This window comes from Brevibacterium sp. p3-SID960 (genome assembly GCF_025144725.1).
Lineage (GTDB): Bacteria > Actinomycetota > Actinomycetes > Actinomycetales > Brevibacteriaceae > Brevibacterium.
Genome location: NZ_JALXKS010000003.1, coordinates 59,078 through 78,110, shown reverse-complemented (window position 1 = coordinate 78,110; position 19,033 = coordinate 59,078). Strand labels below are relative to the sequence as shown.

The 19,033-nt window shown below is 66.7% G+C and carries 18 protein-coding genes; 8 read left to right on the top strand and 10 right to left on the bottom strand.

The window, feature by feature from the left end:
• Positions 1-63: 63 nt before the first annotated feature.
• Positions 64-591 (top strand): HutD family protein, encoded by a 528-nt coding sequence (locus M3B11_RS01665; RefSeq protein WP_259874892.1) that lies wholly within the window; start codon positions 64-66, stop codon positions 589-591.
• A gap of 48 nt (positions 592-639) precedes the next feature.
• Here M3B11_RS01665 and M3B11_RS01660 read toward each other — a convergent pair whose 3' ends face one another.
• Positions 640-1,131 (bottom strand): flavin reductase family protein, encoded by a 492-nt coding sequence (locus tag M3B11_RS01660; protein WP_259874890.1) that lies wholly within the window; start codon positions 1,129-1,131, stop codon positions 640-642.
• Positions 1,132-1,275: 144 nt separating this feature from the next.
• On the opposite strand from M3B11_RS01660, the gene M3B11_RS01655 reads away from it, so the two are divergent.
• Positions 1,276-1,890 (top strand): DUF3000 domain-containing protein, encoded by a 615-nt coding sequence (locus tag M3B11_RS01655; RefSeq protein ID WP_259874888.1) that lies wholly within the window; start codon positions 1,276-1,278, stop codon positions 1,888-1,890.
• On the top strand, positions 1,887-3,098 hold the full coding sequence (locus M3B11_RS01650; RefSeq protein ID WP_259874887.1) for a ribonuclease D: 1,212 nt from the start codon (positions 1,887-1,889) through the stop codon (positions 3,096-3,098). Before M3B11_RS01655 ends, M3B11_RS01650 begins: the two co-directional genes overlap by 4 nt.
• An 82-nt stretch (positions 3,099-3,180) precedes the next feature.
• Here M3B11_RS01650 and dxs read toward each other — a convergent pair whose 3' ends face one another.
• From dxs to M3B11_RS01630, 4 genes are all read right to left on the bottom strand, one after another.
• Complete coding sequence (gene dxs / locus M3B11_RS01645; RefSeq protein ID WP_259874886.1) at positions 3,181-5,121, bottom strand: 1-deoxy-D-xylulose-5-phosphate synthase; 1,941 nt, start codon at positions 5,119-5,121, stop codon at positions 3,181-3,183.
• 230 nt (positions 5,122-5,351) lie between these two features.
• On the bottom strand, positions 5,352-8,036 hold the full coding sequence (gene acnA / locus M3B11_RS01640; protein WP_259874885.1) for an aconitate hydratase AcnA: 2,685 nt from the start codon (positions 8,034-8,036) through the stop codon (positions 5,352-5,354).
• Between the two features lie 174 nt (positions 8,037-8,210).
• Entirely contained in the window at positions 8,211-9,629 is a 1,419-nt protein-coding gene (locus tag M3B11_RS01635; RefSeq protein ID WP_259874883.1) for a class I SAM-dependent RNA methyltransferase, read from the bottom strand.
• Positions 9,626-11,575 (bottom strand): APC family permease, encoded by a 1,950-nt coding sequence (locus M3B11_RS01630; RefSeq protein WP_311197708.1) that lies wholly within the window; start codon positions 11,573-11,575, stop codon positions 9,626-9,628. Before M3B11_RS01630 ends, M3B11_RS01635 begins: the two co-directional genes overlap by 4 nt.
• 140 nt (positions 11,576-11,715) lie before the next feature.
• Between M3B11_RS01630 and M3B11_RS01625 the strand changes: the two genes are divergently transcribed.
• A complete protein-coding gene (locus M3B11_RS01625; RefSeq protein WP_259874881.1) occupies positions 11,716-12,387 on the top strand; it encodes a TrkA family potassium uptake protein in 672 nt (223 codons plus the stop codon).
• Complete coding sequence (locus M3B11_RS01620; protein ID WP_259874880.1) at positions 12,384-13,073, top strand: TrkA family potassium uptake protein; 690 nt, start codon at positions 12,384-12,386, stop codon at positions 13,071-13,073. The genes M3B11_RS01625 and M3B11_RS01620 overlap by 4 nt, the downstream gene beginning before the upstream one ends.
• Here M3B11_RS01620 and M3B11_RS01615 read toward each other — a convergent pair.
• From M3B11_RS01615 to dut, 3 genes are read right to left on the bottom strand one after another with little or no spacing between them, the layout of a single operon-like run.
• Positions 13,061-13,429, bottom strand: a complete 369-nt coding sequence (locus M3B11_RS01615) for a DNA-binding protein (RefSeq protein ID WP_259874878.1) — start codon at positions 13,427-13,429, stop codon at positions 13,061-13,063. The genes M3B11_RS01620 and M3B11_RS01615 overlap by 13 nt on opposite strands.
• 11 nt (positions 13,430-13,440) lie before the next feature.
• Positions 13,441-14,289, bottom strand: a complete 849-nt coding sequence (locus tag M3B11_RS01610) for a DUF3710 domain-containing protein (protein ID WP_259874876.1) — start codon at positions 14,287-14,289, stop codon at positions 13,441-13,443.
• Positions 14,290-14,337: 48 nt separating this feature from the next.
• A complete protein-coding gene (gene dut / locus M3B11_RS01605; protein WP_259874874.1) occupies positions 14,338-14,814 on the bottom strand; it encodes a dUTP diphosphatase in 477 nt (158 codons plus the stop codon).
• A gap of 109 nt (positions 14,815-14,923) precedes the next feature.
• Between dut and M3B11_RS01600 the strand changes: the two genes are divergently transcribed.
• Complete coding sequence (locus tag M3B11_RS01600) at positions 14,924-15,388, top strand: DUF3093 domain-containing protein (RefSeq protein ID WP_259874872.1); 465 nt, start codon at positions 14,924-14,926, stop codon at positions 15,386-15,388.
• Positions 15,389-15,481: 93 nt separating this feature from the next.
• On the opposite strand, the gene M3B11_RS01595 is transcribed toward M3B11_RS01600, so the two are convergent.
• On the bottom strand, positions 15,482-15,781 hold the full coding sequence (locus M3B11_RS01595) for a DUF4193 domain-containing protein (protein ID WP_191725672.1): 300 nt from the start codon (positions 15,779-15,781) through the stop codon (positions 15,482-15,484).
• A 258-nt stretch (positions 15,782-16,039) separates the two neighbouring features.
• Here M3B11_RS01595 and M3B11_RS01590 point away from each other — a divergent pair, with 258 nt between their 5' ends.
• Entirely contained in the window at positions 16,040-16,294 is a 255-nt protein-coding gene (locus M3B11_RS01590; protein WP_259874870.1) for a hypothetical protein, read from the top strand.
• 164 nt (positions 16,295-16,458) lie between these two features.
• Here the strand turns inward: M3B11_RS01590 and M3B11_RS01585 are convergent, their stop codons facing one another.
• Complete coding sequence (locus M3B11_RS01585; protein ID WP_396121512.1) at positions 16,459-17,589, bottom strand: ferrochelatase; 1,131 nt, start codon at positions 17,587-17,589, stop codon at positions 16,459-16,461.
• A 140-nt stretch (positions 17,590-17,729) separates the two neighbouring features.
• On the opposite strand from M3B11_RS01585, the gene sepH reads away from it, so the two are divergent.
• Entirely contained in the window at positions 17,730-19,019 is a 1,290-nt protein-coding gene (gene sepH, locus M3B11_RS01580) for a septation protein SepH (RefSeq protein ID WP_259874868.1), read from the top strand.
• The last annotated feature ends 14 nt before the right edge of the window (positions 19,020-19,033 follow it).

Below are 19,033 nucleotides of genomic sequence, written 5' to 3'. Positions count from 1 at the left end.
AACCGTTCGCCCTCCAGAACAGGCCGTCTCATGTGCGCCGACACAGGCGTCTAGGCTGGCGGTATGACACGTGGACTGACACCGATCGCCTCCCATGCAGACCAGCCGGCGACACCCTGGGCCAACGGCGCAGGTTCGACCGTCGAACTCGTCTCCCTCGACGAGTCCGCGGCGCTGACGCCTGGGCTGCCTGCCTGGCGGCTGTCGATTGCGTCCTTGGAGCGGCCCGCTGCGTTCTCAGTGCTGCCGGGGATGCGGCGGATCCTCCGGCCGATCGGAAGTGATGTCGTCCTCGACACCGATGGCAGGCGCTTCGCGATAGCGGACGGTCAGGCATGCGTCTTCGACGGAGCGGCGGTGACAGAGCTCATCACGCTGCCGAGGCCGTGTCATGCCGTCAACCTCATGATCACCGCAGCCGAGGCGGTGGACGCCTCCCTCGGAAGCCCACCTGCGCCCGTGCTTGACGGGACCTTCCTCCTGACCCTCGGTCAGACCCGCCTCGGGCCCGGTTTCACGCTGCTGCGCGCAGCCGCACCAGCGCTCGGCAGCACATCGGACTGTGACGGGGTGCCGGTGCTGCGGTTCTGAGGCTCCAGTCGCTGGGGTTGTCAGCTCAGTGTGGTGCTCAGGCGGTGCTCAGATCCGGTCGGCGGCATCAAGAGCGTAGAACTCCCGGTCGACGTAGACGAGTGCCCGGCCGGGCTCTTCGGTGATGATGTCGGTGATCTCTCCGACGCACACGGTCGAGTCGCCGGCTGGGATCTGAGAGGCGAAGCGGCAGCGCAGCACGGCGTGGGCACCGGGCAGGTACGGGTCGCCGTCGGGCAGAGTCGCAAAGCCCTGCTCGGGGGTGAATCGCGGACCCTCGTGACGGGCGAAGGCACGGGCGATATCTGCGTGCTCGGCCCCGAGGGTGTTGACGACGAAGGTCTCGGCGCCAAGCAGCCGGGAGGCCGAGTAGCGAGCGGTGGAGACCGAGAAGTGCAGCATCGGCGGCTGCAGGGTGACGCTGGCGAGGCTGGAGACCGTCAGGCCGATGGGCCCGTCTGGTGACTGTGCGGTGATGACGGCGACTCCGGCGGGGTGGTGCCGGAAGGCGTGCTTGAAATCCTCAGGGTCTGCGCTCATCGGCAGTGATCTCCTTTCGTCCTGCCTGCCGTAACATTCCTCTGCGCCACTTTAGTCCCGGGGCCGGTCGGCGGTGCCATTCAGCCGCGATCTGCCCGGCGTGGATGCTCGCTGTTGTCAGTGTCTCGACCTACAGTGTGAGGTGTGATAGCCCCGTCACCGCTCAACCGGATCCCGCAGGCCTTCGCCCGCGCAGCAGATGTGCTGCGTTCGCCGCGCGAGGATGCGCGCATCGATATCAGCGAGATTCCCGCCCCTTCGAAGCTGGCTCCCTACGCGATCGCCCTCGGCGCAGAGGTCGGCGCCGATGAGGCCTTTCAAGCCGCCTCCGGTGAGGACATCGAGGAGCTGGCCACCGGTCGGATCGTACTGCTCTACGATCCCGCACGCCCTGAGGAGTGGGATGGGCAGTTCCGGCTGGTCAGCTATATCCGCGCTGAGCTGGAGGCCGAGATGGGCAACGAGGCGATGCTCGGAGCGGTCGCCTGGTCATGGCTGACCGAGGCGCTGGAGACCAACGACTGCGAGATCGCCAGGGCCGGTGGCACCACGACGCGGGTGATGTCGGAGAGCTTCGGCACTCTCGCCGGCCGGCCCTGGACTGTCGATCTGGAGCTGCGCGCCTCCTGGACCCCTGTTGTGGAGGATCCCGAGGAGATCGGCAACCACGTGGACGCCTGGATCGACCTCATCGGCATGGTCGCCGGTCTTCCCCCTGTCGCCGAAGGTGTCACGCCGTTGCCGGGGCGACGCCGGTGAGCTCACGCCACGTCGACGAGAATCTGCCCCTGCTCGCCCGCCCTGCCGGCGGTGTGCCCGACGTCATCGACACCACAGCCTCCCTTGCCGAGGTCGCCGATCTGCTGGCATCCGGCACTGGCCCGGTCGCTGTCGATGCCGAACGCGCCTCCGGCATCCGCTACGGGGACCGGGCCTTCCTCATCCAGCTCAAGCGCAGAGACAGCGGCATCGTGCTCATCGATCCCGAGGCGCTGCCGGACCTCAGGCAGGTCGATGCAGCGCTGAGCGGCGTCGAGTGGATCCTGCATGCTGCAACTCAGGATCTGCCGTGTCTGGCTGATCGCGGGATGACGCCCTCTGCCCTGTTCGACACTGAATTGGCAGCCCGGCTGCTCGGTATCGAACGCTTCGGCCTTGCTGCGCTTGTCGGCAATGAGCTCGGTGTGCGCTTGGCCAAGGAGCACTCCTATGTCGACTGGTCGAGGCGTCCGCTGCCCCTCGACTGGCTCAACTATGCCGCGCTCGATGTGGAGGTGCTCATCGAGCTGCGCGAATCCCTGGCCCATCGACTGCGCGAGACCGGCAAGGACGAGTTCGCCAGGCAGGAGTTCGAGCATCTGCTCGGCTTCCAGCGGCGTGTCCATGCCGAGCCGTGGCGGCGGATCAGCGGTCTGGGCACGGTGAAGTCACGCCGGGCTCTCGCCCGTGCCCGGCAGCTGTGGCTCGACCGGGATGCGGCGGCTTCCAGCCGTGACATCGCACCGACCCGGCTGCTGCGCGACCGGCTGCTTGTGGCGCTGTCGGATCCGAAGGTCCGCACGATCGATGACATCTACCGGCTGCCCGGCGGCAAAGAGCTCTCCGGGCGTGCGGCCGCCGACGTCCTGCATTCTCTGCAGCGGGCCGACGCGCTGCCGGACTCACAGCTGCCGCCGCGTCGTCAGCCACAGCCCAAGACCGGTCCGCGTGCTGACCGGGAGGTCGCCAAGGCGCGGACGGAGAAGATGCGCGCAGCGGTGGGGACCGTCGCCGACGACCTGGAGATGCCGCATGACGTGCTGCTGACACCGCGGATCGTGAAGTCGCTGGCCGCCGAACGGCATGTCGGCGACGTCACCGACGTCGCAGCCTATCTGGCCGCCAGCTCAGCCCGGCCCTGGCAGATCGAGCGCACCGCCGAAGTGCTCGCCGAGGCTGCCAGTGCAGCCGATCACGCCACCGCCTGACAGCTGACGCCGCGGCGACCGTGTCCTGTTGCTGCGCGTCGGCTGATGGTGCCCGGCTGCTGATGCGCTGGGCGAGGTGGACTCACATGGCGCGGCGGCTGGCCCGATGGGCGCGCTCGGCCAGGTGCGAAGGCAGCATGTGCAGGGTCTTGTCGAGCATGTCCGGCACTGACAGGCCTGCGTATTCGAGGATCTCCTCACGGGTGCCGTGCGGCAGGAACTCATCGGGCACCCCGAGTTCGACTACGCCGGTGCGCGAATCCTCATCGCGCAGATCCTGGCGGATCTGCGAGCCGATGCCGCCGATCTTCACACCGTCCTCGACGACGGCGACAAGCGCGTGGTCTTTGCCCATCGTCAGCACGGAGTCCGGTACCGGCAGCACCCAGCGCGGGTCGACGACAGTTGCGCCGATCGAACGCTGACGCAGCTCCTCGGCAAGTGCGAGGGCGCGGTCGGCCAGCGCGCCGACGGAGACGATGAGCACATCGGGGTCGAGACCGTCGGCGGGTTCGGCAAGGATGTCGACGCCGTCTGCCGTCCGGGACAGCGCCTCGATGTCGTTGCCGACCGAGCCGCGGGAGAACCGCACAACAGTCGGAGCGTCGTCGACAGCGACCGCCTCGTTGAACTCCTCGACCAAGCGTGTGGCATCGCGCGGGGCCGCCAGCTGCAGTCCGGGCACGACCTGGAGCATGGCGATGTCCCAGATGCCGTGGTGGCTGGCGCCGTCAGGGCCGGTGATGCCGGCGCGGTCGAGGACGAAGGTCACTCCCTGCCTGTGCAGTGCCACGTCCATGAGCAGCTGGTCGAAGGCTCGGTTGAGGAAAGTGGCGTAGAGGCACACGACCGGGTGGAGTCCGCCGTAGGACAGTCCGGCGGCCGAGGCGACGGCATGCTGTTCGGCGATGCCGACGTCGAAGACGCGCTCCGGGAACTCCTCGGCGAAGCTCTTGAGGCCGACGGGAATGAGCATGGCGGCGGTGATTGCGACGATGTCCCGGCGTTCGCGGGCGATGCGGGTGATCTCGTCGCCGAACACCGAGGTCCAGGAGGTCGACTTCGACGGCTGCGACCGGCCGGTCTCGGCGTCGATGACGCCCACGGCATGGAACTGATCGTCCATATCCGCCATCGCCGGGGCGTAGCCGTAGCCCTTCTGTGTCAGTGCGTGGACGATGACCGGCCCCTGGTCATAGTCCTTGGCCTTGGCCAGGGCGCGTTCGAGGCTGTCGAGGTCGTGTCCGTCGACGGGGCCGACGTACTTGATGCCGAGTTCGTCGAACATGCCGGTCGCAGCCGGGGCCATCATGTCTTTGAGGCCCTTCTTCATGCCGTGCATCGCCGAATAGGCCGCCCGGCCGGGAGGCCCGGACTGCTGCAGACGCTCCTTGCCCCACGAGAGGAGCTTTTCGTACTGCGACGAGGTGCGCAGTGAGTCCAGATGCTCAGCGAAGCCGCCGACGGTCGGGGCGTAGGAGCGACCGTTGTCGTTGACGACGATGATGAGCTTGCGCGGCGGCTGGGACTTATCGGCTGCGATCGTGTTCAGCGCTTCCCAGGCCATTCCGCCGGTGAGAGCTCCATCGCCGATGACGGCGACAACGTGTCGGTCCCTCTCGCCTGTCAGCTGGCGGGCTTTGGCGATGCCGTCGGCCCAGGACAGTGAGCTGGAGGCATGGGAGTTCTCAATGACGTCATGTTCGGATTCCGCCCGGGAGGGGTAGCCGGAGATGCCGCCCCGCTGGCGCAGCGTGGAGAACTCCGGGTAGCGGCCGGTGAGCAGCTTGTGAACGTAGCTCTGGTGGCCGACGTCGAAGAGGATCGTATCGCGGGGGGACTCGAAGACCCGGTGGATCGCGGTGGTCAGCTCGACGACGCCGAGATTGGGGCCGAGATGGCCTCCGGTCTGTGCCACGGTGGTGATGAGGCAGTCACGGATCTCCTTCGTCAGCACCTGGCACTCGGCGGTGCTGAGCTGTCTGACGTCCGCTGGCGAAGTGATGTTCTCCAGGAAGGTCATACGGTTGTCGGCTCCTTCTCGCTGCTCCTCATCGGCAGCTGACACACATGCGTCATATCCGATTTCATACGGTCAGAACGACAAGTCTACTCTTTTGGGTCCTCGTATCCAGGCGGACACGGGGCCTGTGCAGACACAACGGTCGGAGCACCTGGTGGTGCTCCGACCGTTGCTGTGCCGGGTCAAGCCCTGCAGGTCAAACCTGTTGCACTGTCATCCTGCCGATGTCGTCACTTGCGCACGAGCGAGCGCAACACGTACTGCAGGATGCCGCCGTTGCGGTAGTAGTCGGCTTCACCCGGGGTGTCGATGCGCACGACGGCGTCGAACTCGACGGTCTCGCCGCTGTCCTTCTTCGCGGTGACCTTGACGGTCTTCGGCACGTCGCCATCGTTGATGGCCGACACACCGGAGATGTCGTAGGTTTCGGTCCCGTCGAGTCCGAGGGACTCGGCGGTTTCACCGGCCGGGAACTGCAGCGGCAGCACGCCCATGCCGATGAGGTTCGAGCGGTGGATGCGCTCGAAGCTCTGGGCGATGACAGCCGAGACGCCGAGCAGCTTGGTGCCCTTGGCAGCCCAGTCGCGCGAGGAGCCGGTGCCGTACTCGGCGCCGCCGATGACGACGAGCGGGATGCCCTGCTCCTGGTAGTTGACCGAGGCGTCGTAGATCGTCGTCTGCGGTCCGCCCTCCTGGGTGAAGTCGCGAGTGAAGCCGCCCTGCACGCCGTCGAGCAGCAGGTTCTGCAGACGGATGTTGGCGAATGTGCCGCGGATCATGACCTCATGGTTGCCGCGGCGCGAGCCGTAGGAGTTGAAGTCCTTGCGCTCGACGCCGTGCTCCTGCAGGTATTTGCCGGCCGGGGTGTCGGCCTTGAAGGAGCCTGCCGGGGAGATGTGGTCGGTCGTGACCGAGTCTCCCAGGAGTGCGAGCACGCGGGCACCGGAGATGTCCTCGATGGGCTCCGGGTCCATCGTCATGCCGTCGAAGTAGGTCGGCTTGCGCACGTAGGTGGACTCGTCGTCCCACTCGAACAGGTCGCCCGAGGGGGTTTCGAGCTGCTGCCAGCGCTCGTCACCGTCGAAGATGGCGCCGTATTCCTTGGTGAACATGCCTGTGTCGATCGACTCGTCGATCGTGCGCTCGATCTCCTCGGGGGTCGGCCAGATGTCCCTGAGGAACACATCCACGCCGTCTCCGTCCTTGCCCAGCGGCTGGTTCTCGAAGTCGAAGTCCATCGTTCCGGCCAGCGCGTAGGCGATGACGAGCGGCGGCGAAGCCAGGTAGTTCATCTTGACGTCGGGGCTGATGCGGCCTTCGAAGTTGCGGTTGCCCGAAAGCACCGCAGTGACTGAGAGGTCGTTGTCCTGGATCGCCTCGGAGATCTCCGACTCCAGCGGACCGGAGTTGCCGATGCAGGTGGTGCAGCCGTAGCCGACGGTGTAGAAGTTCAGCGCCTCGAGGTCTTCGATCACACCGGACTTCTCGTAGTACTCGGTGACGACCTTCGAGCCCGGGGCGACCGAGGTCTTGACCCACGGCTTGGTGTTGAGACCCCGCTTGCGGGCATTGCGAGCCAGCAGACCGGCGGCCATCATGACCGAGGGGTTCGAGGTGTTGGTGCACGACGTGATCGAGGCGATGGCCACGGCGCCGTTGGCCAGCTCGAAGCTGCGTCCGTCGCCCATAGCGACGCTGGCAGCCTTGTCCTCTTCACCGGGCTTGGCGTAGTTGTGGATGTCCTTGCGGAACTGCTCCTTCGAATCCGAAAGCTCGATGCGGTCCTGCGGACGCTTCGGGCCGGAGATCGAGGGCACCACCGTCGAGAGGTCGAGTTCGAGGTACTCGGAGTACTCCACCTCGTTCGACGGGTCGTGCCACAGGCCCTGCTCCTTGGCGTAGGTCTCGACGAGGTTGATCTGGTCCTCATCGCGGCCGGTGAGGCGCAGGTAGTCGACGGTGACCTCGTCGATCGGGAAAATCGCAGCCGTCGAGCCGAACTCGGGGCTCATGTTGCCGATGGTCGCACGGTTGGCCAGCGGCACAGCGCCGACGCCCTCACCGTAGAACTCGACGAACTTGCCGACCACACCGTGTTGGCGGAGCATGTCGGTGATCGTGAGCACGACGTCGGTGGCGGTCACACCGGAGGGGATCTCACCGGTGAGCTTGAAGCCGAGGACGCGCGGAATGAGCATCGAGACCGGCTGGCCGAGCATGGCGGCCTCTGCCTCGATACCGCCCACACCCCAGCCGAGCACGCCGAGGCCGTTGACCATCGTCGTGTGCGAGTCGGTGCCGACGAGGGTGTCGGGGTAGGCGCGAGTGACGCCGTCGACGTCGCGGGCCATGACGACGCGGGCCAGGTACTCGATGTTGACCTGGTGGACGATGCCCATACCGGGCGGGACGACCTTGAAGTCGTCGAAAGCGGTCTGGCCCCAGCGCAGGAACTGGTAGCGCTCGCCGTTGCGCTCGTACTCGATGTCCATGTTGCGCTCGATGGCGTCTTCGAAGCCGAAGGCGTCGATCTGCACGGAGTGGTCGATGACAAGCTCGGCCGGGGCGAGCGGGTTGATCTTCGACGGGTCGCCGCCGAGATCCTTGACGGCCTCGCGCATGGTGGCGAGGTCGACGATGCAGGGCACACCGGTGAAGTCCTGCATGACGACGCGTGCCGGGGTGAACTGGATTTCTGTGCTCGGCTCAGCCGAGGCATCCCAGTTGGCCAACGCGTTGATGTGGTCCTTGGTTATGTTGGCGCCGTCTTCGGTGCGGAGCAGGTTCTCCAGCAGCACCTTGAGGCTGAACGGCAGCTTCTCCGAGCCCTCAACCGAGTTCAGGCGGTAGATCTCATAGGACTTGCCGCCGACCTCCAGGGTGCCCTTCGAGCCGAAACTGTCAACGTTGCTCATCGTGACTCTCCTCTTCCGTGGCACACTACTTGCTGATCTGCGGCGAGCCGCACGGACTGGCCCGCCACATGATTACGTCACAGAACTGTGCCGTAATTTATCTTGATATCAAGATAAATCTTACCGCATCCGCACACGCGTTTCCACCAGCTCGGACGTTTTCCGGACACCTGCTCACCGGGTGAAGACGGACACGAATTCGGCGTGCGCCGTCAGCGGGAAAAGGTCGAGACCGCGGCAGCTGGCCAGTGTGAACCCGCCATCGGCCAGTGCCCGAGCGTCGCGGGCGAAAGTGCCGGCGTCACAGGAGACGTAGATGATCCGCTCCGCGTCCGAGGCGGTCAGCGCGTCGGTCACGGCAGGCCCGGCCCCGGCCCGAGGCGGGTCGAGGATAATGACGTCGGCTGCGGGCAGTTCGCTCAGCCGGTCGATGCGGGCGATTGCGAATTCGGCATCGAGGTCGGCACCGTTGGCGCGGGCGGCGGCGATCGCCTCCCCGGCGCCTTCGAGCCCGGTGACCGGCACCTCGTGCGCGGCACCGACTGCGCAGGCGAGCAGCCCGGCCCCGCAGTACAGGTCGAGCACCCGTTTCGCTCCTGTTGCAGCTTCGACGACCGCACCTGCGAGCACGGCTGCGGCATCGACGTGGACCTGCCAGAACCCGTCCGCGCGCAGCCGGAAGTCTCGATCCAGCGGCCCGCCGGGCGTGTCGAGGTGCAGCCGCTCGGTGACCTCACCGGTGCCGACGAGCACCTCCAAACGGCTGCTGCCGCCGCGATTCCTCACCGCCGATCCGCCCCGATTCCTCACCTCCGGCCCGGTGCCCCGGCCGCCGCGGCGGACCGGCTGGCTGCTGCGGTGCAGCAGCGACCACTGCCCGTCCTGCTCTCCGAGCCGGACGGCGACGGATTCGACCGCGTGCGGATCGAGTTCGGCTCCGGGCCGGGTGTGCAGGACGACCGCACCTGAGGCGTGGGAGGCGGTGAGTTCGATGCGCTCGAGTCCCGGCAGGCCCAGGGTGTGCAGTCCGAGGTCGTCGAGGACCGGCACGGCAAGCGGCACAGTGTCCACAGGGATGACGACGTGGGAGCCGGCCGCCCGCATGCCCGGTGCGCCATCGGCATCGACGGCCAGCTGCACGCGGGTCCGCCAGGCGGTGCCGGCCGTCGTCGCTGCCGCACCTGGATCGGCTGCTTCGGCAGCGTGTTCGCTCGGGGCTGCCGCGATGCGCAGCCCGGTGCCCTCGATGCCGCCGAGGCGGGAGAGCTGCTCGGCAGCGGCTTCGGCTTTGAGCTCACGCGAGTGGGGCAGCTCGACATGGGCGAACTCGATGCCGCCGATCCCGGCGGCACCCCAGCTCAGGCGCCGGTCGGCGACGCGGTGCGGGCTGGGCTGGAGCACGTCTGTGGTGCGGGCGTAGGCCAGGCGCTTCTTGACCTGGGTGAGTTCGGCGCGGACCCGTTCGCCGGGGATGGCACCGGAGACGAAGACGACGCGGCCCTCATGGCGGGCCAACCCGTAGCCCTCGCCCACCTGCTTGTCGACGGTGAGCTCGACGGCATCGCCGGCCACCGCCTCGGCGGCGGGGCTCATCGCTGCTCCTTGCCGATGACGTCGTGGTCGATGTCACCGACACGGCGGATGAGCACGTCCTGATTCCGGGTGAAGGAGCGCAGCCGCCACGGCACGATCGAAACGACGACGTTGGGCACGATGAGCAGCCGGGACTTGAGCCGGAGCACCGTCTGGTTGTGCAGGATGTTCTCCCAGCGGCGGCCGACGATGTACTGCGGGATGTAGACATCGATGAGGTCGTCGGGGCGGTGCCGGCGGATGTCGGCGATATGGTTCATCACCGGGCGGACGAGTTCGCGGTAGGGCGAGTCGAGGATCGTCAGCGGCACCGGCAGGCCCATCTCGTCCCATTCGCGCTGCAGCGCCTCGGCGGCGTCCTCATCGACAGCGACGGTGATCGCCTGCACCGAGGTTGGGCGGCTGGCGCGCGCGTAGCTGAGCGCGCGCAGGGCCGGCTTGTGGATCTGGGTGACGATGACGACCGCCCGGGTGTTCGGCGGCAGGGTCGTGTCCGAGGCGTCCTCTTCGGGGGCGAGTTCGGAGGCGACCCGGCGGTAGTGGCGGTGAATGAGACCCATGAGCGCGTAGAGCACGGCGATCGCCGCGACGGCGATCCACGCGCCGCCGGCGAACTTCGTGATGATGACGACGACGAGGACGACGGTGACGAGCACGAATCCGACGGTGTTGATGACGCGGTTGGCCTGCATCCGCCGGCGCGTCGGGGAGGTGACCATCGTGCGGATCCGGTTGGTCCAGTGCCGGATCATGCCGAGCTGACCGAGGCTGAAGGCGAAGAACACGCCGACGAGGTAGAGCTCGATGAGGTCGGGAACCCGGGCGCGGAAGGCGACGACGAGGACGATGGCGGCCCCGGAGAGCAGCAGGATGCCGTTGGAGAAGGTCAGCCGGTCACCGCGGGTGGCCAGCTGCCGGGGCAGGAAGCTGTCGCGCGCCAGCCGTGAGGCCAGCCCGGGAAATCCCTCGACCGCGGTGTTGGCTGCGGCCATGAGCACGAGGGCTGCGACGGCGGCCACGAGTGAGGGCAGCACGGGCGCGCTGTCGAACACGGCGTGGGCGAGCTGGCCGAGGACAGGGTCCTGGACGTAGTCGGCGCTGATCGGGGTGCCGGCGCGGTTGAGCAGGTAGATGTGGGGTTCGGCGACGTATTTGATGCCGATGACCGAGCTGAGCCAGGTGATGCCGATGAGCATCGTGGCCGACAGCGCACCGGTCAGCAGCAGGGTGCGTCCCGCGTTGTGCCCGCGCGGGGAGGTGAAGCGGGGCACGGAGGTGGCGACGGTCTGCACTCCGGCCAGGGCGACCGAGCCGGAGGTGAAGGCGCGCAGCACGATGAACACGGCGGCCAGTCCGAACAGCGGCGTGTCGAAGTCCGCCCGCGGCAGCACCCAGTAGTCGCTGGTGACGGCGGTCGGCGTGTCGCCGGTCAGGACCCGGTAGGCGCCGACGATGAGGGTGAGGAAGACCGCAGCGAGGAACAGGTAGGTCGGGATGGCCAGCAGCTTCGGGGCGGTGCGGGTGCCGCGCAGAGCAAGCATGGTGACGACGACGATGCCGACGACCGAGACGATGACGCGGTGGGGTTTGAGCTCCGGGACGATCGAGCCGACGTAGGAGGCGAACATCGTCATCGACACCGCCAGGGTCAGCACATAGTCGATGAGCAGGGAGGCCGCGACCGCCCTTCCGGCGCGCACGCCGAGGTTCTTGCCGGCGACCTCGTAATCTCCTCCTCCGCCAGGGTAGGCGCGCAGATTGAGCCGGTAGCACCAGACGATGACGAGGATGACGACGCCGACGGCCAGGCCGACCCACGGTGAGACGGTCAGGGCGACGAGCCCGGAGAGCGAAAGTGCCAGCAGGATTTCGTCGGGCGCGTATGCCACCGATGACAGCATGTCGGAGGCGAAGACCGGCATCGCCAGGCGTTTGGGCAGTGGCACCGGCCTGCGCCGGTCACTGCGGAAGGGCCGTCCAACGAGTAGTCTTTTGACGGCGGACGAAAAATTACGTGCCACGTGCTCAATCGTAGAGCACGGTCGGGCTGGGAGAGCCCGGCCGCAGGCGCAGGAAGAGGTCAGGGATGCACTTCGTCGTCATGGGATGCGGGCGCGTCGGCGCCTCACTCGCGCGCGCCCTTGACGCCAGCGGCCACACGGTCGCCGTCGTCGACCGGGACCCCGATTCCTTCCGCGCGCTCGGCCGCGACTTCTCCGGCTCGACCATCACCGGCCTCGGCTTCGACCGCGACACACTCGAGCGAGCTCGCACAGGCGAGGCCTACGCCTTCGCGGCGGTCTCCAGCGGCGACAACTCCAATATCCTCGCCGCGCGGGTGGCCCGTGAGACGTTCGGGGTGCGCAATGTCGCCGCCCGCATCTACGATCCGCTGCGCGCCCAGGTGTTCGAGCGCCTCGGGATCCCGACGGTGGCCACGGTGCGCTGGACGGCCGACCGGATGATGCGCAAGCTCATTCCGCAGGGCGCGGCCGCGGAGTTCCGCGACCCCTCGGGCCGGATGGTGCTCGCCGAGGTGCACCTGCACCCGGACTGGATCGCCCGCCCCGTCGCCGAGGTGGAGGAGGCGATTCCCGGTCGAGTCGCCTACATCACGCGGTTGAGTGAGGGGATGCTGGCGCGTCCGGAGACCCTCATCCAGGATGGGGATCTCGTGCACATCATGTGCGAGCACTCAGTCCTCGACCGTGTCACGCAGATTCTCGACGAGCCGATCACCGAGGAGGAAGAAGAGTGAAGGTCCTCATCGCCGGAGCCGGCTCCGTCGGCCGTTCGGTTGCCCGGGAACTGCTCGACAACGGCCATGAGGTGCTGCTCGTCGACAAGAACAAGGATGCCGTGCGCCACGACAGAGTCCCCGGTGCGTCCTGGCTGCTCACCGATGCCTGTGAGCTCAGCGGCCTGGCCGAGGCCGGGCTGGAGGAGACCGATGTCGTCGTCGCCGCCACCGGTGATGACAAGACGAATCTCGTGCTCAGTCTCATCGCGAAGATGGAGTTCGGGGTGCCGCGCACGATCGGGCGGGTGAACAATCCGCGCAACGAGTGGCTGTTCGACTCGAACTGGGGCGTCGATGTCGCGGTGTCGACCCCGCGGCTCATGACCGCGCTGGTCGAGGAGGCCGTCGAGGTCGGCGGGCTCGTCCACCTCATGAGCTTCGAGCGCGGCCAGGCCACCCTCATGGAGTTCACCGTGCACAAGAAATCTGCAGCCGTCGGCAGGCGGATCGGCGCGATCTCCTGGCCGCCGGACACCGCACTGGTGGCGATCGTACGCAATGCGAAGGCCTTCGCCCCGTCCTTCGACGATGTCGTCGATGACGGCGATGAGCTGTTCTTCATCACCTCACCGGATCAGCACGACCGCCTGCAGAACCTGCTGCGCACCGCTGATGACCAGACGACCGAACGTCAGTCGGACTGAGCGTCGATGAGCTCGTAGCGCGGGTTGAGCGCTGTGAGCACCGTCGAATCGCTGTGGGTGAAGCAGCCGGTCAGCAGCAGGGTGCGCCCGGCGGTGATGCCGGGGATGTCGCGCATCCCGAGGAACCGGGCGTGCACGATCCCGATTCCGTCGGAGACGCTGATGTCCAGGCGCGGGCTGGACTGCGGCACAGAGCGGGTGAGGGCGACGACGACGCCGCCGACGGTCACCTCACGGCGCGCAGTGATCTCAGCGATCGGGGCCGTGCCCTCCAGGTGGGACAGCCAGCGGTGGACGTCCTCGGCTTCGGTCGAGTCCGTCGAACCGAATCGTTCGAGGAAGCGTGTGAGCAGCATGGGTTGGAGACTCAGCGGACTTCCGTGATCTCGGGTCCGCGCTCGAAGGGATTGATGTCGTCCTTCGGCTCGGACTCCCCGGCGGAGTCGTCGGCTTTCTGCATCTGCGGTGCGGTCAGCGGCAGCAGCTCGCGCGGGGGCATCGGCTCGGTACCGCGGTGGACGACGATGTTGCGGAACTGCTCGACGAACAGTGCGCGCACCTCTTCGTCGTCGATCGCCTTGCCGGAGAACACGCCGCGGATGAACCAGCGCGGTCCGTCAACACCGGCGAACCGGGCGATGCGCAGTCCTTTCCGGCCGTCGGGTGCGGTGGCCGGGATGCGGGTGAGCAGCTCACGTCCGAGCTCGGTGTAGAGCTCATCGGTCTGCCCGCCGCGTTGGCTGATGTTCTGCTCGATCTGGCCGCGCACGGAGTTCCACACGCCTTCGGAGGTGGGTGCGGCGAAGACCTGCAGCTGCAGTGCACCGCCGCTGTGCTGGATGGTCACAGCAACGATCTTGTTGGTCTTCTCTTCGGCGTCCAGGCGTACCTGCATGCCGTCGCGCACCGGCACCTGGAGGGCACCGAGGTCGATGCGGTGGACGTCTGGGAACTCGTCCTCCGAGTCGAAGGGGCCCTTCTCGTCGCGGTCGAGCGGGGCGGCCTTGGCGAATTCCTCGTCGTTGTCGTCATCATCGTCGGCTGCCTCGGCTGCGGTGAAGGGGCCTTCCGGCTCGTCGCTGTCGCCGGAGCGGTCGGCAGCGGTGGCTTCGTCGTCAGCGACGCCGTCGTCGGCGACGGCTGCAGCGGTTGTGTCGAGTTCCTCGTCGGTGTCGTCGCTGCGCTTCTTCTTGGAGAAAATATCGAACAGTCCCATGGTTCCTTCCTCAGCGGATGGTCGTCAGTGTAGTCCCCTGGCGGAGGGTCAGTGGCGCGGATCGTGTTCGCTGGCGGTGGACCTTCCGGTCGATCCGAAGCCGCGGTCGCTGCGCTCGGAGTCCTCCAGGCTGTCGACGAGGCAGAAGTCGGCGTGGATGACCCGCTGGATGATGAGCTGGGCGATGCGGTCGCCGCGGCGGATCGTGTAGGCGGCGTGCGGGTCGACGTTGATGAGCGGCACTTTGATTTCGCCGCGGTACCCGGCGTCAATGGTGCCGGGGCTGTTGACGACGGTGATCCCGTGCTTCGACGACAGCCCGGAGCGCGGGTGCACGAACCCGGCGTAGCCCTCCGGCAGGGCGATCGCGATGCCGGTGCCGACTGTTCGGCGCTGGCCCGGCTCGAGCACCACGTCTTCAGTTGCACACAGATCGGCACCGGCGTCACCGCGGTGTCCATAGGAGGGCAGGGCGATGTCCGGGTCGAGCTGTCTGATCTCTATCCGCAGTTCTTCATATGCCACATTGACGCACTCTAGCCCGGTGCCCGAGCCAGTGCCACCGTCTCAGGGTGCCCGGCCCCCCGACCTGACCTGACTGCTGCCGGTCACCGGCCTGTGGGATACTTGAGGCATGCCCGCCACGACTGATTCCTCGAACACTGTGCGCTACCGCGAACGGCTCTGGCCGACCTTCGGCTGGTGGTTCGTCGCTGCGTTTCTGTCCGCGATGACGGCAGCGATCGTCTTCCCCGTCTGGAGCTGGGGCGCGATCGTGGTTCCCATTGTCGTCTTCGCACTGGTGGCCGCGTGGCTGCGGTCGGCTTCGGCGGTCATCATCGTCAGCGACACCGAGTTCATCGCAGGGCCGGCACATATCGAGCGCAGCTTCATCGCAGAGGCTCAGCCCTGTGACAAGGCGCAGTCGTTCGCCGAGCGCGGGCCGCTGCTCGACGCGCTGGCCTTCCTCATGCTCCGGCCGTGGGAGCCGCGGCTGGTCAAGGTCATCATCGACGACCCGGACGACCCGACACCGTACTGGCTGGTGTCATCGAAGGATCCGCAGGCCCTGGCTGCTGCGCTGAACTCCCACTGCTGATGCAGCACCGCTCCTGCGGCTGGATGCGAAAGAGCACCGGCAATCCCTCAGGATTCCGGTGCTCCTATCGTCTTCTCTCAGCTCGCTCGCGGCTCAGCCGGCGCAGTCGGTGCAGATCGGCACGCCGCCGTCGTCGGTGGCCAGCTGCGAGTGGTGCCGCACGAGGAAGCACTCCATGCAGGTGAACTCGTCGTTCTGCTTCGGCAGCACACGCACCGACAGCTCCTCGTTGGACAGATCGGCACCTGGAAGTTCGAACCCTTCTGCTGCAACCGCTTCGTCTTCATCGACTTGGCTGGCCTGCTGCTGATTCCGCTGAGCCTTCAGCTCTTCGAGGGAGTCACTGCTGAGTTCGTCTTCCTGCTTACGAGGTGCGTCGTAGTCTGTCGCCATCTGGCCTGATCACTCTCCGCTGATATGTGAATTGGAGTGGACGGTCGCCATAGGGTACCACTCATGCCTATGTCGTGACACCGTTTTGTATCTCATGGAATTGTGCACGCCATCGGGTCATTTCGCAACAGGAAGATGACAAAGACACTTATGATTCACCACATCGATGCTCAGACGATGCCGGCGCGCGGCACAAATGCGATGACGATGGGTAAGCTGAGACCTTGTCCACCGTTGTCGAAACGAGAAGGAAACTGCATGAGCGAATTCGAGAATGAGCTTGATAAGCGCGTCAGCGAACTGCAGGAGCAGCTCGCGCAGGCACGCCGCGAAGACAATGAGCATCTCGTCGAGTCTCTCGTCGGGCAGCTCGAAGGAATCGTCGACCTGGCCGATGCCAATGATGTCGACACCGGTGCAATGAAGCGCGTCCTGGCCACCGAGACCGGGCAGATCCCGATCGTCGAGGATCCGAACGACAGCCCGATCGTCGAGGATCCGAACGACAGCTGAGTCCCCCTCCCCTGAGCCGCCGTTCATCCCCGACCAGCATCGGAGTTCGGCTCCAGCGCTGAGACCCGTTCTCTGCCGAGTCAGGCGCCGGGCTTGCACCGCTGAACGCTCATGCCCTCACCTGTCAGCAGGTGAGGGCATGAGTGTGCAGCAGGGAAGAGATGTCAGTCTGCGGCGGATTCCCATTGCGGGAGAACGGGCTTGTCCCGCATACCCCGGCAGCATTCGATCGAGCACGCGCCGCTGCCGGGAACCAGCGGACCCTCCGGAGTGACCGTCGGCGCTTCGACGTCCTCCCCGCGGCGCTGGGCGGCCCGCTCTTCGGCGAGATCGACGAGCCCGGAGACGAAGGCCTCATGCGTGCCGACGGTGGCAGCCCGGGTGAAGGCCATCCCGAGTTCGGCAGCAGTCTCCCTGGCCTCGGTGTCGAGGTCGAACTTGACTTCCATATGATCGGAGACGAATCCGATCGGCACCAGGGTGACGCCTTCGACACCGTCGTCCTTCAGCTCTGCCATTCGGTCGTTGACATCCGGTTCGAGCCACGGCACATGCGGCGGGCCGGAGCGGGAGCAGTAGACGAGTTCAGCACCGCCGACCAGCTCGCCGCCGAGCTGGTCGGCGATCCAGTCGATGAGCTGCTGGTGCTGGCCCTGGTAGCCAGCGGTCCGGGCCTCGGATGCCGACTGCATGACATTCGGGATCGAGTGTGTGACGTAGAGCAGCCGGTGTTTGGCGGGATCGATCTCCCCGACCTGTGCGCGGAAGTCAGTCAGGGCAGCGCGCACCGCATCGAGTTCGGCTTGGGCGAATCCCGGATGGTTGTAGTACTGGCGGATCTTGTCGATCTCGACATCGATACCTTCGTCAGCAAGCTGAGCCGTCACACCGGCGAAGTCTTCGCGGTACTGGCGGCACGAGGAGTAGGAGGAGTACGCCGAGGTGTCGATGGCGAGGAACGTGCGCGCTCCCTCTGCTGCGCGCTCGCGCAGCACATCGGCCAGGAATGGATCCCAATTGCGGTTGCCCCACAGCACTGGGACGTCGATTTTGCGTGCGGCGAAGGCTTCTTCGAGCGCAGACTTGAGCGCTCGGTTCTGTTCGTTGATCGGTGAGCGTCCGCCGAAGGAATAGTAGTGCTCGCCGACTTCGGTGAGGCGTTCGTCTGGGATGCCGCGCCCGCGTGTGACGTTCTGGAGGAACGGCAGCACGTCTTCGGGGCGTTCCGGCCCGCCGAAGGACATGAGCACGACTGCGTCAAAGGGTTTGAGATTCGAAGTGGTCACGGGCTCCATTCTAGGACCTCGGCTGGCCCTCGCCACGGCGGTCAAGCTGGTGGGAGCGTCTGTCTCACGACTCGCCCGCATATCTGCGCGGTTTGCCGTCGCCGGTGTGACACGATCGGATCCAACCGGATTATGTGGAAGGTGAGGCAATGACGGAGCTGACGTTTCGCGGTGTGCACAGCGACGGTGAGCACCTGCAGCTGAGCGACGCCGCCGGCACTGACTATCTCCTCCCGATCGACGAGAGCCTCTACGCCGCCATCCGCGCCCACCGGCTCGAGTCGGCTGCGCAGAGGCAGCAGCGTCAGGGCCAGCAGGTCCGCCCGCGGGACATCCAGGCGATGATCCGCTCGGGCATGACCGCTGAGGAAGTCGCCGATACCACCGGGGAATCCCTGGAGCACATCCGCCGCTACGAGCATCCAGTGCTCGCTGAGCGCGGGCACATCTCCCGGCGGGCGCGGGAGACCCTCGTCTACCCGGACAGTTCTCCCGATGATTCACCCTCCCCGCTCGTCCGTCTGTGCGAAGAGCGCCTGAAGCTGCGTGATGTCGATATCGAGACGATGTCCTGGGATGCCTGGAAGCAGAATTCCGGAAGCTGGTACGTCGAGCTGTCCTTCATCGCAGCCGACCGCCGGCGTCGCGCAGGCTGGGAGTACTCACGGGGCTCGATGATTCCTCTCGACGATGAGGCTCGCTGGCTGGCCGATTCCGGCCCGACGGATTCGGGTCCGATCCCGAACTACGGCTCCGGCAGCGAACGCGCCTACAACGCTGAGCATCAGGATTCTTCAGGATCGGATGCCACACCGCTGCGCGATCACCAGGCGGAGACCGGCCGCATCCTCGAAAGCCTCCGCCGCCGGCGCAGCCGCAGCGCTGAGACCGGTGCACCCGGCTCGCAGGGCCCGCGCAGCAATGAGCCCGCTCCTGGTCTCGATCCGGCCGAAGCCGCTGCAGATGCACCGGTGCAGCCGGTTCCGCACCAGCAGAGCCGCGGACGCCTGCACGCTGTCGCTGATGCGCCGCCTGCCCGGCCAGACGGTGCGCATACGGCGCTCAGCGCCCCGGAGGAGGCCGACGACGCTGGACGCCTTCCGCTGCCGGCCGAGCAGCCCCGCAGCGGCCAGTCAGCAGCACCCGCTGGTGCCGCGCAGTCGACCTTCGACATCTTCGATGATCAGCCGTCGCTGCTCGATGAGCCCGGGGTCAGCGATGGCCGCAACTCGACGCAGCCGATCATGACCTCACAGCCGGATCCTCCGCAGGCAGGCGGCTCGGCTGCAGCCGAGCCGCAAAGCGGCGATCCCGCCTCGGGTGGTGTGACGAATTCCGGTGAGAGCACGGAGCCGGCCGGTGAGGAGCCGAAGAAGAAGAACGGCCGGTCCTCGGTTCCCAGCTGGGACGAGATCATGTTCGGCACCAAACGCGACTGACCTTCTGAGCGGAG